At 51.0% G+C, this 17179-nt stretch carries 12 protein-coding genes and 1 pseudogene; 1 reads left to right on the top strand and 12 read right to left on the bottom strand.

Annotated elements, in window-relative coordinates; translation table 11 throughout:
- Window positions 1–10: 10 nt before the first annotated feature.
- Window positions 11–2461, bottom strand: a complete 2451-nt coding sequence (gene parC / locus FFM82_RS07790) for a DNA topoisomerase IV subunit A (RefSeq protein WP_137645297.1) — start codon at window positions 2459–2461, stop codon at window positions 11–13.
- A 13-nt stretch (window positions 2462–2474) separates the two neighbouring features.
- A complete protein-coding gene (gene parE, locus FFM82_RS07785; RefSeq protein ID WP_137645296.1) occupies window positions 2475–4481 on the bottom strand; it encodes a DNA topoisomerase IV subunit B in 2007 nt (668 codons plus the stop codon).
- 380 nt (window positions 4482–4861) lie between these two features.
- On the opposite strand from parE, the gene plsY reads away from it, so the two are divergent.
- On the top strand, window positions 4862–5485 hold the full coding sequence (gene plsY / locus FFM82_RS07780) for a glycerol-3-phosphate 1-O-acyltransferase PlsY (protein WP_137645344.1): 624 nt from the start codon (window positions 4862–4864) through the stop codon (window positions 5483–5485).
- A 192-nt stretch (window positions 5486–5677) separates the two neighbouring features.
- On the opposite strand, the gene FFM82_RS07775 is transcribed toward plsY, so the two are convergent.
- The 10 genes and pseudogenes from FFM82_RS07775 to FFM82_RS07730 form a co-directional block, all read right to left on the bottom strand.
- Window positions 5678–6556, bottom strand: coding sequence for an aldose 1-epimerase family protein (locus tag FFM82_RS07775; RefSeq protein ID WP_137645295.1), 879 nt, complete (start codon window positions 6554–6556; stop codon window positions 5678–5680).
- A gap of 32 nt (window positions 6557–6588) precedes the next feature.
- On the bottom strand, window positions 6589–8010 hold the full coding sequence (hslU, locus tag FFM82_RS07770) for an ATP-dependent protease ATPase subunit HslU (protein ID WP_137645294.1): 1422 nt from the start codon (window positions 8008–8010) through the stop codon (window positions 6589–6591).
- 17 nt (window positions 8011–8027) lie between these two features.
- Window positions 8028–8570, bottom strand: coding sequence for an HslVU peptidase proteolytic subunit (hslV, locus tag FFM82_RS07765; RefSeq protein WP_137645293.1), 543 nt, complete (start codon window positions 8568–8570; stop codon window positions 8028–8030).
- 17 nt (window positions 8571–8587) lie between these two features.
- Entirely contained in the window at window positions 8588–9502 is a 915-nt protein-coding gene (gene xerC, locus FFM82_RS07760) for a tyrosine recombinase XerC (protein WP_170178253.1), read from the bottom strand.
- Window positions 9503–9566: 64 nt separating this feature from the next.
- Complete coding sequence (trmFO, locus tag FFM82_RS07755; RefSeq protein ID WP_137645292.1) at window positions 9567–10904, bottom strand: FADH(2)-oxidizing methylenetetrahydrofolate--tRNA-(uracil(54)-C(5))-methyltransferase TrmFO; 1338 nt, start codon at window positions 10902–10904, stop codon at window positions 9567–9569.
- Window positions 10905–11181: 277 nt separating this feature from the next.
- Entirely contained in the window at window positions 11182–13329 is a 2148-nt protein-coding gene (topA, locus tag FFM82_RS07750; protein ID WP_137645291.1) for a type I DNA topoisomerase, read from the bottom strand.
- Between the two features lie 88 nt (window positions 13330–13417).
- A complete protein-coding gene (dprA, locus tag FFM82_RS07745; RefSeq protein ID WP_137645290.1) occupies window positions 13418–14284 on the bottom strand; it encodes a DNA-processing protein DprA in 867 nt (288 codons plus the stop codon).
- A gap of 35 nt (window positions 14285–14319) precedes the next feature.
- On the bottom strand, window positions 14320–15087 hold the full coding sequence (gene rnhB / locus FFM82_RS07740) for a ribonuclease HII (protein WP_137645289.1): 768 nt from the start codon (window positions 15085–15087) through the stop codon (window positions 14320–14322).
- Window positions 15080–15934: a ribosome biogenesis GTPase YlqF gene (gene ylqF, locus FFM82_RS07735; RefSeq protein WP_137645288.1), complete on the bottom strand. Its 855-nt coding sequence runs from the start codon at window positions 15932–15934 to the stop codon at window positions 15080–15082. The genes rnhB and ylqF overlap by 8 nt, the downstream gene beginning before the upstream one ends.
- 275 nt (window positions 15935–16209) lie before the next feature.
- Window positions 16210–16995 (bottom strand): annotated as a pseudogene (locus FFM82_RS07730) (zinc-binding dehydrogenase); the annotation flags it as partial.
- Window positions 16996–17179 lie beyond the last annotated feature (184 nt).

The following is a 17179-nucleotide window of genomic DNA, read 5'->3' as shown; positions in this document are numbered from 1 at the left end:
TACAAAACTTTTACACTGTTAATGGTACCGGGTGCTCCTGCATCGTCAACGGCGTCCCTTCCGTGTCCGTATCGATCACGAACGAGCCGTTCGAGTACCGGGCGCTGACCGGGTGTTCGTCGGCTAAAATCGTGTGTCGTTTACCACGGTCAGTCAGTACTTCCAGGGCCGTACCACTAGTTCCACCAGCGATGATGACGTCATCAGCGACTCGGTGCGGGTTATTCTTCAATTCACGTAGCACCTGGACCCCGCGCCGGGCACGACTAGTTACCGGAATATCAGCAACTTTCATCTTCTTGAACGAACCCCGTTGCGTAATCATCGCAATCAGGTCAGTCTCACCGGCTAAGTCGGCCCGGACAATCAAGTCGTCACGCAGGTCCATGGACTTTACGCCCCCCGCTTTAGCCCCAATCGTCGGAACTTCACTGAGGTCGTAACGCAATCCGTAACCGTGTTGGGTGACTAACACCAGGGTGCCTTCCGGTGCGCTTGGTAAGTAGTTGACCGTGACAACTTCGGCACCGGTCGTCTTCAATTTAATGAACTGACTGGCACGCGTCTTGTAAGTTCGACCAGGGACGTAGTCGGCAAAAGCCGTTTGCTTAATGTAGCCGTCGTTAGTCGCTACTAAGAATTTACCGGTTGTTTTCAGGTTTTCAAACGAGAAGACCCAGGTGATCTGTTCGTTATCCGCCAGCCCAATCGTTTGCGAAATGTGCTCGCCAGTATCCTTCCACTTTGCGTCGGTCAGTTCGTAAACCGGCCGGTAAATCAAGTGGCCCAAGTTGGTGAACATCATCAGGTGATCCAAGGTACTATTCTTCTCGAGGTAAATCGGGAAGTCCTCATCCTTAAGCCCGTTATCGTCGGCGTCGGAAGCCGTGTACGACCGAATGCTAGTGCGCTTGATGTAGCCATCGTGACTGATCATGACCACGACGTCTTCTTGTGGCACCACGACTTCGGTTTTGACCTTCAGTTCCTGAATTTCAGCTTGAATTTCCGTCAAACGGGTCGTTGGATAGCGTTTAGCGACCGCCTTTAACTCTCGCCGAAGCACCTTATCTAGTTCCTTCGGTTCGGCTAAAATCAACTGGTATTCAGCAATGGCGTCCGCCAATTCTTGCGATTCCTTTTCAAGTTGCGTAACGTCGGTATTCGTCAAGCGGTACAGTTGCATCGTGACAATCGCTTCAGCTTGCAATTCTGAAAAGTCAAATTGGTCAACTAAGTTGTGCTTAGCGTCCTTTTTATCCTTACTGCCACGAATCGTTTTGATCACTTGATCTAAAATCGACATCGCCTTAATTAACCCTTGAACGATGTGCTGCCGGTCCGCCGCCTTCTTCAAATTAAACTGGGTCCGCCGAGTAATAACGTCGCGTTGGTGCTCCAAGTAAGCGGTCAAGATTGTCTTTAGGCCAACGTGTTCCGGCCGTTGGTGATAAATGGCCACCATATTAAAATTATACGTAATTTGGAGGTCAGTATTTTTAAACAAGTAGGTTAAGATTCCGGCCGCGTTAACGTCCCGCTTCAATTCAATCACGATTGATAGGCCTTTACGGTCACTTTCGTCACGCACTTCGGCGATACCCTCGATGCGTTTCATGATTCGAATCTCGTCAATTTTCTTAACCAGTTGCGCCTTGTTAACTTCATAAGGAATTTCGGAAACTTCAATCTGCGATTTATTTCCCTTAAGCGGCACGATCTTAGTCCGTGAACGAACAACAATCCGTCCGCGCCCAGTTTCGTAAGCCTGTTTGATACCGTCCAGTCCTTGAATGATGCCGCCCGTTGGGAAGTCCGGCCCCTTAACAAAGTCCATTAAATCTTCCAGTGACGCTTTCGGGTGGTTCATCAAAAACAGAATGGCGTCAACGACTTCACTTAAATTATGCGGGGGGATTTCCGTGGCGTAACCAGCCGAAATCCCGGTTGCCCCGTTGACCAGCAAGTTGGGAAAACGCGCTGGTAACACGGTCGGTTCGTACTCGGTATCGTCAAAGTTCAAGACCATGTCGACGGTTTTCTTGTCGATGTCGGATAGCATCTCACCGGCAATTTTACTTAACCGGGCCTCGGTATAACGCATCGCCGCGGCGGGGTCGCCGTCCATTGAACCGTTATTCCCGTGCATTTCAATTAGTGGTTCGCGTAACTTCCAGTCCTGACTAAGGCGAACCATTGCTTCGTAAATCGATGAATCCCCGTGCGGGTGAAAGTTCCCCATCACGTTACCGACCGACTTGGCCGACTTACGGAAGCCCTTATCATAGGTGTTACCGTCCTGATTCATTGCGTACAGGATTCGCCGTTGAACGGGTTTTAGCCCATCTCGGATATCTGGTAACGCCCGTTCCTGAATAATATACTTCGAATAGCGGCCAAAGCGGTCGCCCATGACGTCTTCAAGCGTTAATTCTTGAATTTTTGGTTGTTCAATTGCCAATTTGCGACCTCCCTTAGTGCTTTAATTGTTGGGCTAATTCTTCATCAGCTTTTTCGTGTGCAGAAGAAACGGCTTGATTATCTAAGATTGAGCCGTCTTCATCGAGCGTAAAGTGAACGTTACTTTCGATCCACTTCCGTCGAGGTTCGACTTTGTCACCCATTAAAGTTGTGACCCGCTTTTCAGCTAAAGCGGCGTCATCGATGCGCACCCGTACCAGCGTGCGTTTTTCCGGATCCATTGTGGTTTCCCACAGTTGCTCGGCATTCATTTCACCAAGCCCCTTGTACCGCTGCAAGGCGTAGCCCTTACCAAAGGTTTTGGTTCGTAGCGCTAGCTCTTCATCAGTCCAGGCGTATTCGGTTCGTAACTGTTTACCCTGCTTTTTTTGTAGTCGGTACAGTGGTGGTAAAGCGATATAGATCTTACCAGCATCGATCATTGGCCGCATGTATTTATAGAAGAAGGTCAGTAACAGAATTTGAATGTGGGCCCCGTCGGTATCGGCATCGGTCATGATAATCACCTTATCGTAATTACTCGACTTAATATCGAATTCTGGTCCGACGCCGGCCCCGATCGTATAAATCATCGTATTGATTTCTTCGTTCTTCAAAATATCGGGTAGTTTGGCCTTTTCCGTGTTCAGGACCTTCCCCCGCAGCGGTAAAATGGCCTGGAACTTCCGGTCACGGCCCTGCTTTGCAGAACCGCCGGCGGAATCCCCTTCGACTAGGAACAATTCGTTCTTCTTTGCGTTCTTCGACTGGGCGGGCGTCAACTTACCGGAGAGTAACCGTTCCCGCTTGTGCCGCTTTTTGCCGTTACGGCTCTCATCACGTGCTTTGCGAGCCGCTTCCCGCGCTTGCCGGGCCTTGGTCGATTTTCGAATCAACATTTGGGCAAACTCACCGTTTTCCATCAGGAAGAATTGGAGTTGTTCACTGACCACGTTATCAACGATGGTCCGGGCTTCGGGAGTCCCTAACTTCTCTTTAGTTTGGCCTTCAAACTGCAGTAAGTTTTCGGGAATGCGCAGTGAGATGACCGCTGACAAGCCTTCACGCACGTCGGAGCCTTCCAGATTTTTATCCTTTTCCTTCAACAACCCGACTTTGCGGGCGTACTCGTTGAAGGCCTTGGTCCACGCACTCCGAAAACCGACTTCGTGGGTCCCACCATCGGGCGTCCGCACGTTGTTAACAAAGGACAACAAGTTTTCGGAATAACCGTCGTTATATTGCGCAGCGACTTCGACTTCGACCCCTTCCTTGGTGCCGTCAAAGAACATCACGTCACCCAACGTATCCTTATCCTCATTCAAATAGCTAACAAAGGCTTTAATACCGTCTTCGTAATGGAAAACGAGGGCTTGTTCCTGGTTTGGACGTTCGTCGGTCAACGTAATTTTAACGCCCTTTAAAAGGAAGGCCGATTCCCGTAACCGTTCGGCGAGCGTCTGGAAGTTATAAACCGTCGTTGTGAAAATCTGACTATCCGGCTTAAAGGTGATCGTTGTTCCGGTCGGCTTGTTCGTCTTACCCTTTTTTTCTAAGGTACCGACCGGGTGACCACCGTTTTTGAAGTGTTCGACGTAGCGGTAACCGTCACGAATGATGGTTACCGTCAATTCACTGGATAAGGCGTTGACCACGCTGGCCCCGACGCCGTGTAGCCCACCGGAAGTCTTATAGCCCCCCTGGCCGAACTTACCACCGGCGTGTAACACCGTCAGGATAACTTCAGGCGTTGGAAGCCCCGACGCGTGCATCCCGACTGGCATCCCGCGGCCGTGATCGACGACCGTGATGCTGTTATCCGCGTGAATTGTCACGTTGATTTCCTTACCGTAACCGGCCAAGGCTTCGTCAACCGCGTTATCGACAATTTCGTATACTAAATGGTGGAGTCCGCGTCCGTCCGTGGAACCAATGTACATCCCTGGACGTTTCCGAACGGCTTCCAATCCTTCAAGCACTTGGATTGAAGAATCGTCATATTGTTGGCCTTTTTTTGCCATTCCCAAAACTCCTTTAACATTTTACTTAATTTAAATCACTTTTAGCCCTGAATTGTAGTTACTTGATTTATCGGGCTTGACACCGCTAACTAAAGCTATGCAATTTTGATTATAGCACAGGAAGATGACTTTTTAGCGACTTTTTTAGTTTTAAACGTTGGTGAGACGGATTTTAAGCCGTCATTCGCAAATAATCTAAATATTTTTTTAAATTAGTGACTAAATGGTCGTTCCTCACACCGAACGTACGTTTGATTACATTGTCAACGTTTGTTAAGTCGTTGTCAAGTTCAAACTTTTTTGCCGCTTTTACCCCGAATCACGTTAAAGCATGCTAAAATATTGAAGTGATTCTATTGTAGGGGGAACCAACTTTGATCGTGAAAATCATCAGCATGCTGATCGTGGCCTACCTGATCGGATCAATTCCGTCAGGAGTCATCATCGGTAAACTTTTTTTCCATACGGATATCCGGACTACTGGTAGCGGCAATATCGGTACCACCAACACCTACCGGGTCCTAGGCCACGTTGCTGGAACGGTCGTGATGGCCATGGACATCTTAAAGGGAACCGTGGCCGCCCTCCAACCAACGCTATTCTTCCACATGGACAACCGCTATACCCTGTTGATCGGTCTGGCCGCTATTTTGGGCCATACCTTCTCAATTTACATCGGTTTTAAGGGTGGCAAAGCGGTGGCAACTAGCGCCGGCATTCTACTGGCTTATAACTGGGAATTCTTCTTAATTGCCAGTGCCATCATGTTCACCTTGGTCTACGTCACAAGTATGGTCAGTGTCGCCAGCATGACGTCGTTTCCAATCGTGACGCTGATCGCAATCTTTTACTACCGCGACCCGCTACTCTCGATCGTCGCCTTAGTTTTAACCGGCTTCATCTTTTACCGGCACCGCAGTAACATTGCCCGGATTAAAAATGGGACCGAATCCCGCGTTCACTTCGGCTTAGGTTGGCGCCGCCAACAAAAGAAACGGAACTAATCAGTATCGACCAAACCCGCCCCGCGAATTTCGTGGAGCGGGTTTTATTTATCCCCTAAAGTTGCCCTTGCTTGGCTGGTGATGGTGTTGTTAGTTTTTTTATTTTAGTTAAAGTAACATATTACTGATGTAAATATTCACAAAAAAACCGGTACGGTCACTTTTCAGCAATCGTACCGGTTAAAATCGTCTTTAGAAGAACTTAATTTCGTACTGGGCGTTAAACGTCTGGTTAGCGGCCAAGCGGTTAATGCCCATCTTGTGGCTTAGCTGACCATCCGTAGCCACGTTGTCAGCAATGCCCCACCAAGGTTCAAGGCAAACGAACGGTGCGTCCGCCGGGTATGGTGACCAGGTGCCGACGTACGGTGCGTTTTCAATCGTCATCGCTACCCCGTGGTCGTCCAAATCTGAACTCAGCATCAAAGTCGTCTCCTGGTGATCAAGGTCCAAAATGACCGCGTCATCCTTAAAGAAGTCCCGCGTTAACGGTAACGGCTTAGTCAAGTCCAGTTGATCAGTGTTCGCCGCATCGTTTAACGGTGCCTGCAACGGGATGTGCGGGTAAACCTTCTTGGGGGCGACCGTTAACGTGTAGTTTTCTAAGCTTCCGTGCGGGTCAGCCAGCGGAACGTTAAAGGCCGGGTGACCACCGATTGAAAACAGTAAGTCCTGGTTCGCCGGGTTATGCACGTCGTAAGCCACCGTTAACTCGTGATCTTGCAACGTGTAAATCAGGCGAAGCCGGAACGCAAACGGGTACATCGCCCGGGTGGTGGCGTTATCCGTCAGTTCCAGGGTCACGCTAGTACTGCTCTGAGCCACGACCGTAAAGTCGTTGTCCCGGGCAAAACCGTGTTGGCCCATGTGGTAAGCTTGCCCGGCAACCGTGTACTGGTCATCCTTGAGCCGCCCCACGATTGGAAACAGAACCGGGGCATGCCGGCCCCAAAACTTAGGGTCCGCCTGCCACATGTATTCAACGCCCTCAGCAGATTTGACACTGCTTAACTCGGCACCCGCTTCATTGATTTGAACGGTCAAGTACTGATTTTTAAGTTCAACTGTCATCGATTCCTAACTCCCTTATGATTGATTTGACTTTAGAGAATGTACCGGCTTAGATCCTTATCTTCCGCAATGTTGCCGATCCGTTCCTGAACGTAATTTTCGGTAATCGTTACTTCACCCATTTCCATGTCCGGACCTTCGTAAAGTAATTCTTCCAATAACTTTTCAAGGACCGTGTGCAACCGCCGTGCCCCGATATTTTGGGTCTCGTGATTGACCTTATAAGCAATCGCCGCGATGGCTTCGATGGCTTCAATCGTAAAAGTGACCTTGATATTATCTGTCCCAATCAACGCAATGTATTGCTTGATCAACGCGTTCTTTGGTTCGGTCAGGATCTTCACAAAGTCATCCTTGCTCAAGTCGTCTAATTCGACCCGAATCGGAAAACGGCCTTGTAATTCGGCGATTAAGTCACTCGGCTTGCTTTCGGCGAAGGCCCCGGACGCAATAAACAGCACGTGGTCGGTATTGATTGGCCCGTACTTCGTTGAAATTTGTGACCCTTCAACAATTGGCAAAATATCGCGTTGAACCCCTTCGCGGGAAACTTCACCGGAATTTTGCTGACCGCCCGCCGTGATCTTATCGATTTCATCAATAAAGATGATACCGGTGTTTTCTGCCCGAATAATCGCGTCATGGTAAATATCCGCGCTATTAACTAGTTTTTCGGATTCTTCCTTGACCAGGATCTCGCGTGCTTCGGCCACCGGCATCGTCCGCTTGATCCGCTTTTTCGGCATCAGTGCACCCAGGCTATCACCAAGGTCGATTCCCATCTGACCAAGCATGTTGTTATTACCAGCAGGGGCTTGTTGCGGATCGTCCATTTCAATCGTAACTTCTGAATTTTCGAGCCGCCCACTCTTCAACTGGTCAGCCACCGATAAGCGTTGATTACGGACTTCATCAGTCACTTCTTCGTTAGCCGCGTTATCCGTATCCGGCATTTGACCATTTTGAAGCTGGCTAAACATGTTCATCATGTTTTGGAAGTCGTTCCCGTTGCGGTTGGACTGCTTCTTCTTCGCAGCCGGAACCAGTAGTTTAACGAGCCGCTTGTCGGCCGCAGTGACAGCCTTGGCGCGCACGCCGGAATAGGCGGTTTGCTTTTCCATTTCAACGGCAACGTCCACTAAGTCGCGGACCATTGATTCGACGTCGCGCCCGACGTAACCGACTTCGGTAAACTTGGTAGCTTCGACTTTAACGAATGGCGCGTGCACGATTTTAGCCAACCGGCGGGCAATTTCGGTTTTACCGACCCCGGTTGGTCCGATCATCAGCATGTTTTTCGGCGTGATCTCATCCTGCATATCCTGTGATAATTCCATCCGTCGGTAACGGTTGCGTAGTGCAATCGCCACGGCCTTCTTGGCGGCGTTTTGGCCGATAACGTAATTATCGAGGGCCGCGACGATCTGTTTAGGTGTTTGATTAATTGCTTCCATCATAAAACTCCTTTAAATTATAAGGCTTCGGAAATGACGTTGTGGTTCGTAAAGATATCGATGTCCCCGGCAATGTTGATCGCGGCTTCGGCGATCTCCTGCGCCGTCATGTCCTTGGCGTGCATTTGCATGGCCCGGGCAGCGGCTAGGGCAAAGTTACCCCCGGAACCAATGGCTAACACGTCGTTATCCGGCGTGATCACCTCGCCACTCCCGGAAACCAGCAACATTTCGTCCTTATCCATTACGATTAATAAGGCTTCCAGCTTTTGTAACGCCTGATCACTGCGCCATTCCTGCGCGAGTTCCACGGCCGCCCGCTGTAAATTGCCGGAATATTCATTGAGTTTCTTTTCGAAGCGGTCTTCAAGGTTAAACGCGTCGGCGACACTACCGGCAAAGCCCACGACGACCTGGTCATTATAGATACGCCGAACTTTATGGGCGGTCCCTTTCATGACGACCTTTTCACCCATCGTCACCTGGCCGTCACCGGCCATCGCGTTATGGCCGTTTTGACGAACGGCACAAATGGTAGTTGCTTCAAATTTTACTGGCATACTGGTTCTCCTTTACGTTACTTCCGCGTTGCCCGCGGAAAAAAGTTCCGATAATCTTGTTGTAAATGTTCCTTGGTCACGTGCGCATAAATCTGGGTCGTGGACAAACTGGTGTGACCCAGCAGTTCCTGAACCGTCCGCAAGTCGGCCCCGTTATTCAACATCTGGGTCGCAAACGTATGCCGCAACATGTGCGGGTGAATGTCAGCCGTTAAGCTGCTCTTCTTCACGATCTGATTCAAGACGTACTCAATGCCCCCGCCCGTAATCGCACCACCGTGACGGTTAATAAAGACCGTCTGGTGCTGGCAGTCGTACTTAGCCATCACCGGCGTCCGGCAGACTTGATAATAGTGCTGCAACGCACTGGCCGCGTAACGCCCAAACGGGACGTAGCGTTCCTTATCACCCTTCCCGCGAATCAGCATCATCTTGAGGTCGAAGTCGATATCGTTCAACTGTAAGTCGACGCACTCGCTGAGCCGAATGCCGGTCCCGTACAAGACCTCGAGCAAGGCCGCGTTACGGGTCCCCATCACGCTATCATCCGCGTAAACGGTTTGAAAGAGGACGTCCAATTCTTTTTGATAAAAGAACCGGGGTAAGCGGTCAGCGTGCTTCTTCAGCTGAACGTAAATGAACGGGTTGACCGTTGCCAAGTCGTTCTTAACTAAAAAGTTATAAAACGACCGGAGACTGGAAACTTTCCGCGCAATCGAGTTACGCGTTAAATGGCGGTCATAGAGGTGGCTGAGGTAGACGTTCACGTCTAGACGGTCAACTTTAGTATACGCTTTCGCGCCGCCGTTAGCCGTTAAGAAATCATTAAAAGCTTGGATATCTTCCCGGTAAGCCGCGGCCGTTTCGGCTGAATATTGGCGTTCAACCCGAATATACTTTAAAAAAAGGGCTAAATAGTCTGCTTCTTCCATTAAAAAACCTCCATTCCTTGCTACTTTAGCAAAGTCTGGAGGAAAACTCAATTATGCGCTTTAATTAGTCTTCACTGACCGCTGGACTCAGCGTTTCGGCCCGGAAAGTTTCCAAGTCCGCTAACGCTCGTTCTGATAAGGCGGTGTTGCGTTCGCGCTTATCGCGAATTCGTTGTTTGAGTTTCGGGACGATGCCGAAGTTGGCGTTCATCGGTTGAAAATGGCTGGCACTGGTATGGGTAATGTAGTGTGCCATCGCGCCCATCATCGTGTCGGTCGGAAATGCCACTGGTTCTAATCCCAAGGCGAGCCGGGCCGCATTCGTCCCAGCCACGATACCACTGGCCGCACTTTCAATGTAGCCTTCGACCCCGGTCATCTGACCCGCAAAGAATAGGTCGGCACGTTGTTGGGTCTGGTAAGTCGGCAATAACAATTTCGGCGACTTCATGAACGTGTTGCGGTGCATCACGCCGTAGCGCACAAATTCAACGTTTTCTAAGCCGGGAATCATTGAAAAGACCCGCTTTTGTTCCCCCCACTTTAAGTGGGTCTGGAAACCAACGATATTATAAAGTTCGCCGGCCGCGTCGTCTTGCCGTAGTTGAACGACCGCAAAGGGCTGCTTACCGGTTTTGGGGTCTTCCAGACCGACCGGCTTTAGCGGGCCAAACAACATCGTTTGCCGACCGCGTTGTGCCATCACTTCGATTGGCATGCAGCCTTCGAAGACGTCGGAATTTTCAAAATCGTGCGCTTCAGCCATTTCAGCGTGAATCAAAGCGTCGTAAAAGGCGTCAAATTCTTCTTCGGTCATCGGACAGTTTAAATAGGCCGCTTCTCCCCGGTCGTATCGGGATTTCAGGTAGACCTTGTCCATGTTGATCGAGTCCTTAGTCAAAATTGGGGCGGCGGCGTCGAAGAAGTGCAGGTCGTCTTCGTCATTAAAGGCTTGGATCGACTTTGCTAGTGAAGCCGCCGTTAAGGGACCGGTTGCCACTACGGTGATCCCGTCAGCGGGTAAACTCGTAATTTCTTCATTAAAGACTTCAACGTTGGGTAACTGGTTGATGGCTTCGGTAATTTCAGCGGAGAAGGTGTCGCGGTCGACCGCTAACGCCCCGCCGGCAGGGACAGCGTGGTTTTCAGCCGCTTGCATCACGATCGAATTCATCTGCCGCATTTCGGCTTTTAACAGCCCAGCGGCGTTTGCGAGCTGGTTGGCCCGCAGTGAGTTGGTACATACGAGCTCGGCGAACTGGCTCGTGTGGTGTGCCGGCGTCATTTTACTCGGTCGCATTTCGTATAACCGGACGTTGACGCCCATATTTGCAATTTGCCACGCGGCTTCGGAGCCCGCAAGCCCCGCACCGATGACGTTAACAGTTGGTATTGATGCCATCCTGAATTCCTCTTTTCGTTAGTTCACATACCGTTGATAGTATTGGCTTAATTCTAGCGTACTTACGGAACGAACACAAACCATTTCATTGCCTTACGACACCCATTCGTTCAAAATGGCGAACATTCTCACTCACCCCTTATATCAATCCCCCGTATTTTTTGACATAATTTGAATAATATCCGAACAGAATCAATTATCAATTTGTTAACGTTCGATTGTTGAGCAACAAAAAAGAACGCTACCGTTGCGGGCCGCGTTCTTTTGGTTGCAGTCTTTACTTTTGAATATCTTCTGAATAATCACCGTTTGGACAGAGGACCTGCTTGCCCCCCTTGACCTTCTTTTCAACCAGGTAATGCCCATCCTTCGGGCAATTCCGGCCAATCAGCTTGTCCCAAGACACAAAGTCACATTCTGGGAACCGTGAGCAACCGTAGAACAAACGGTTCTTCTTCGATTTCCGTTCAATGACCTGGCCCTTTTGACACTGCGGACAAACCACGCCGATTTCCTTAACGATTGCCTTGGTGTTTCGGCAATCCGGGAAGCGTGAGCAAGCGTAAAACTTACCGTAGCGCCCCATCTTGATGACCATCGGTGCGCCACAAATATCACAGTTGAAGCCGGCCAGTTCATCTTTGATTTGGATTTTCTCCATACCCTCTTCGGCCTTCTTGACCTCTTTAGAAAACGGCTGGTAGAAACTATCCACGACTTTGACCCAGTCTTCCTTGCCGGCTTCGGTCGCGTCCAACTGTTCTTCAAGGTCGGCGGTAAAGCCCACGTTAACCACGTCCGGGAAGTATTCCTGGATGATGTCGTTAACAATCTCACCGAGTTCGGTCGGGACGAAGCGCCGGGCCTCCAACTTAACGTAGTAGCGCCGCTGAATCGTGTCCAACGTTGGCGCGTAGGTCGATGGCCGGCCAACGCCGTTTTCTTCCAACGCTTTGATCAAGTTGGCTTCGGAATAGCGGGCCGGTGGCTGGGTGAAATGTTGTTGCGGGTCGGTCTTACTTAACTTGACCACGTCACCCTCACTGAGGTCCGGTAAAACGTTGTTCTTTTCGGTCTTATCATAAATCTTGGTAAACCCGGCGAACTTGGTTTTCGACCCGTTAGCCCGGAACTGCACGTCGTTTTGGTCGATTGTGACCGCCATCGTGTCCAATACTTCCGGCGTCATTTGACTGGCGACAAACCGTGACCAGATCAACTGGTATAACCGGAACTGGTCGCGATTCAAATAGTCCTTAATGCTGGCCGGGGTCCGGAAAACGGAGGACGGCCGGATGGCTTCGTGGGCGTCCTGAGCACCTTCCGGTAACTTCCCCTTGACCGGTTTAGTGGCCGCGTATTCGGCACCGTACTTTTCGTGTAAGAACTGGGACGCTTCGTGCTTAGCAATCGTCGAAATCCGCGTCGAATCGGTCCGCATATAGGTGATCAAGCCGACGTTCCCGTCCTTACCCACGTTGATGCCTTCGTAAAGTTGCTGGGCAGCCATCATGGTTTTTCTGGTCCGGAAATTCAACTTACGGTTAGCGTCCTGCTGCATCGTTGACGTTGTGAACGGCGGTGCTGGCAGGCGTTTACGTTCCTTCTTAACGACCTTAACCACGTTAAAGTCACCCTGCCGGTCTAACTGTTGCAGCACCTTTTGAACGGCGGCGTTGTCGTCTAAGGCCATCTTTTTACCGTGGGTCCCGTAAAAGTTAGCTTTAAACTTGGAACGGCCTTTTTTGAACTCACTTTCGATCGTCCAGTATTCTTGGGGCTTAAAGGCTTTAATTTCCTTTTCTCGCTGGATGATCAGGTCCAACGCGATCGACTGAACCCGTCCGGCGGAAAGGCCCTTCTTAACCTTTTTCCAGAGGAGCGGGCTGATCGAATAACCGACTAAGCGGTCGAGGATCCGGCGGGCCTGTTGGGCGTCGACCAGGTCCATATCGATTGAGCGCGGTTCCTTAAAGGCGTTCTTGACGGTATCCTTGGTAATTTCGTTGAAGACGACCCGGTTCTTATCCTGCGGGTCCAATCCTAATAAGTACGACAAGTGCCAGGCAATTGCTTCACCCTCACGGTCCGGGTCAGACGCCAGGTAAACGGCCTTGGCCTTTTTAGCCTCTTTCCGTAACCCCTTGATGACGTCACCCTTACCACGAATCGAAATGTAATGCGGTTCGTAGTCGTTATCAACGTCTACGCCCATCTTACTCTTGGGTAAATCGCGGATGTGGCCCAGACTGGCGACCACCTTATAGGAACGGCCGAGATATTTTTCAATCGTCTTAGCCTTGGATGGTGATTCCACGATAACTAATTTTTTGGCAGTGGATCTGGTTTTTCGTTTAGTTGTTGCTTTTTTAGTTGCCGGCTTCCGTTTGGCCGGGCTTTTCGCTTTGGTTGTACTAGCAGCCACTAGATCAGCTCCTTAAACTTTTGATCATGATTATGGTGGATCTTGTACTGACAAATCCATGTAATCATATTTCAAAAGTTTCAGCTTGTCAAATTAATGGTAAAAACTCTTCTATTATATGCCGCGAATTTAACACCGGTTTGGCTCCCGCGGCAATCAATTGATTACAACCGACCGACAACAGCGCGTCGATCGGACCGGGGACCGCCAGCACGTTACGGTCGTTTTGAAGCGCTAAGTTCGCCGTGATTAAACTACCGGAACGCTCACGGGCTTCAATTACTACTAACGTCTGGCACAACCCGGCAATGATCCGGTTCCGGGCCGGAAAGCGGTAACGGGCGGGGCCGGTCCCCAGCGGGTATTCACTGACCAGCAAACCGTCGCGTGCAATTTGCCGCTGCAGGGTCGCATTTTGGCGCGGGTACGCCCAATCCAACCCGGTTCCGATGACCGCAATCGTCGGCATTCCTGCCGCTAAGGCCGCTTGGTGGGCGTAACCGTCTGTTCCGGCCGCTAAGCCACTGACGACCGTCACCGAATCACTTGCCAGCGGTGCTAGCAAGCGGGTCACACAGCGGGCCGCGTAAGTCGTTGCTTGGCGCGCACCAACGACTGCGAGCAACCGTCCCGTCAGTAATTCGCGGTGGCCCTTTAAAAACAACACCAACGGCGGGTGGTAGCTTTCTAGCAGGGCAAGCGGATAATCCGGATCAACAATCGTGACCGTTTCTACGGCCGCGTGGCGGGCCAACCGGTGGGCAAACGCCGGACTGTACCAATCGGCCATAAAGCCCGTCATTTGCTGCTGAGTCAGCTGACCAAGTAGTCCTAACAACCCCGGGTCAGTGACCACAACGTGTTCGTGGACACAATGTTTTAAGACCCGGCCAATTGCCGCGTACGAAAAATCTTTGACCAAGGTTAATCGAATTAACAAACTTCGTAATTGCATCACCGTTCACTCCCCTTTATTAGGAAGTTCCGCAATTAACGGTCAATCACGTTTTGAACCGGTGAAAAAGAACGCCGGTGAATCGGCGTAGCGCCCAGTCGTTGCAAACCGGCCAAGTGCTTGGCGGTCCCGTAACCCATGTTATCGGCAAAATCGTACCCCGGATAAACGGTCGCGTAAGTCGCCATCAGGTGGTCCCGGACCACCTTGGCCACGATGCTGGCTGCCGAAATACTGGCACTCTTGGCATCCCCCTTGATCAGGCGGGTCTGCGCAATTGGTACCGGAATCTGCATGGCATCGACCAGTAACCGGGTCGGTCGCACCGTCAACCCGTTGACCGCTTCGGCCATGGCAACCCGGGTCGCCTCATAAATGTTCAACTGGTCGATTTGTTGCGGACTGGCGACGCCTAAACTAACCGCGACCGCCCGCTCTAAAATTTGCGGCATTAATTCAGCCCGTTTTTTAGCCGTTAACTGCTTGGAATCGTTGACTTCGATCAAATCAAAATCTTGCGGTAACACGACCGCCGCCGTCACCACCGGACCAGCCAGTGGCCCGCGACCGACTTCATCGATACCGGCAACGTATTGGCCACCGTGGGCCCAAAAATCGCGTTCTAACCGCATGTGCTGCTCAAAGCGCGCACTTAACGCCGCCCGTTTTTCTTGCTGCTTTAAGTATCGTTGATAAGCTTGCTGAACGCCCTTACGCGAATCCGCTTGAATGGTCGCTAACGTTTCGGCGCTCGGGGTTGCCGCTAACAACTTTTTTACGGCCGCGACCGTGTACTCAGACATCCCGCTGCGCCCCCGTTAAGTCCAGCGTAAACCGTCCTAGGCGTCCTTTGCGGATGTCTAGTAGAAAGGCAACGCAGAACCGTTCCCAGTCCTCACGCATACCGGCGTTTTTCGTCATCACTAGCAGTAAATCCGGGTTGGCTAGCGTTAACTGGTCAGCCGTCAATTTATAGCGCTCCATTAACCGGTTCGCATAGTGGTGCTTAAAGAAATCGAGGGCGTAGAGCGCCACGTCATCGTTAGGATAAATGTTTTCTTTAATCGCACCGGTGACCGCCAACTTAGTGCCGACGACCTGGTCCTCAAATTTCGGCCACAAAATTCCGGGGGTGTCGAGTAATTCCAGCTTATTAGAAGCCTTCAACCACTGTTGACCCTTGGTGACGCCGGGCCGGTCACCGACCTTGGCAATTTTCTTATTAACAATGTGGTTTAACAACGTTGATTTACCGACGTTGGGAATTCCGACACAGACCGCACGAATCGGCCGGTTGGTAATCCCGCGGGCCGCAATTTTGGCCAGCTTATCCGCCAGCATCGTGGTTGCCGCCTGGGTAATTTGCTTAGCAGTCGCGCGATTCCGCGAGTCGACAGCAATCGCCGTTTGCCCCTGGGCCTCGTAATGGGCGACCCAGTCAGCCGTTTTTTGCGGGTCAGCCAGGTCCTTTTTCGTCATAATCAGTAAGTGGGGCTTTTGCTGAATGACCTTTTCAATATCTGGATTGCGGGAGGCCTCTGGAATGCGGGCGTCCACCAATTCAAAGACAATGTCCACTAAGTGTAAGTTATCTTGAATTTGATGGATCGCCTTGGCCATGTGCCCGGGATACCATTGAATGTTTGCCATAAATAAATCTTCCTTTCACCCGTAACGGGGGACGTTCAATTGGTTACTGGTTCCATCATACCGGCAAATCTACAAAAACACCAGTCCCAGCCGCAGATAGCCAATGCTTTTGGTCCTTTTACCACTCGCGACGAGGGGCCGAACCGTCACCCACCCGGTGGGTCCCTTGAAATTAAGCTGCCGGTACCAGCCACAACTTCACCCAATTTTCAACGACTAAATAACGCCGCGCCTCCCAACGGTTGGCACGGCGTCATTAGTAACAAAAACGGGGTTTAAAGTGTAATCATTGCTTTGATGGTCTTACGATCCTGCATATCCCGATAAGCCTGGTTGATGTCCGCTAATGAATACGTCTGGGTAAAGACCCGTCCAGGATTGATATCACCGTCGAGGACCGCCTTGAGCAAGAAATGCTTATCGTAAGTGGTGACCGAAGCCGAACCACCGGCAATGATCAGATTTTGGGCAAACGTCGACCCAATGGCGTGATTGTTATAGTGGGGCACGCCCACGTAACCGATCCGACCACCGTTATGCAAAACGCCCAGGGCTTGTTCAAAGGCCGCCCCAGTGCCCACGCATTCCAACGCGGCGTCGGCGCCACCACCAAGTAGTGCCCGCACTTTTTGAATGCCCGCTTCACCGCGTTCCGCGACGACCGCCGTGGCGCCGGAGGCCAGTGCCATTTGCTGACGATCTTCGTGGCGACTCATCAAAACGATTTGGGACGCTCCGCGCATCTTGGCAGCAATCACCGCACACTGACCGACCGCACCGTCACCGATGACCACCACCTTGTCGCCCGCCGCTACGTTAGCACTGCGGGCCGCGTGGTAACCGGTCGGCATAACGTCGGCCAACGTTAATAGTGATTTGAGCATGCCTTCGGTATAATCGCCCGGTTGCCCGGGAATTTTAACCAACGCCCAGTTCGCGTAGTTAAAGCGGATGTATTCAGCTTGAAAGCCAAACGACCAGTTACTGGTCCCCGGGTGGCGGTCACAAGTCCCGTCGAAACCGGCTAGACAAGCTGCACACGCACCACAGCCATGGGTAAACATACTAAGATTAGCTCTGTAAAACCAAACCGGTTTTACAGAGCTTTTTGAATTACAGTGGAATATGTGGAGCTAAAGATCGAACATGCCCTTTGGACTTCAAGTCCGTATTACAAACCGATCACCGCCATTATTCTTAGTAATTCAGGTTTAAGTATGTTGGTCTTCGAGACCGTGTTTAGGA

It is taken from the genome of Lactiplantibacillus plajomi (genome assembly GCF_005405405.1).
Classification (GTDB): domain Bacteria; phylum Bacillota; class Bacilli; order Lactobacillales; family Lactobacillaceae; genus Lactiplantibacillus; species Lactiplantibacillus plajomi.
This window is presented reverse-complemented; position numbering and strand designations above follow the sequence as displayed.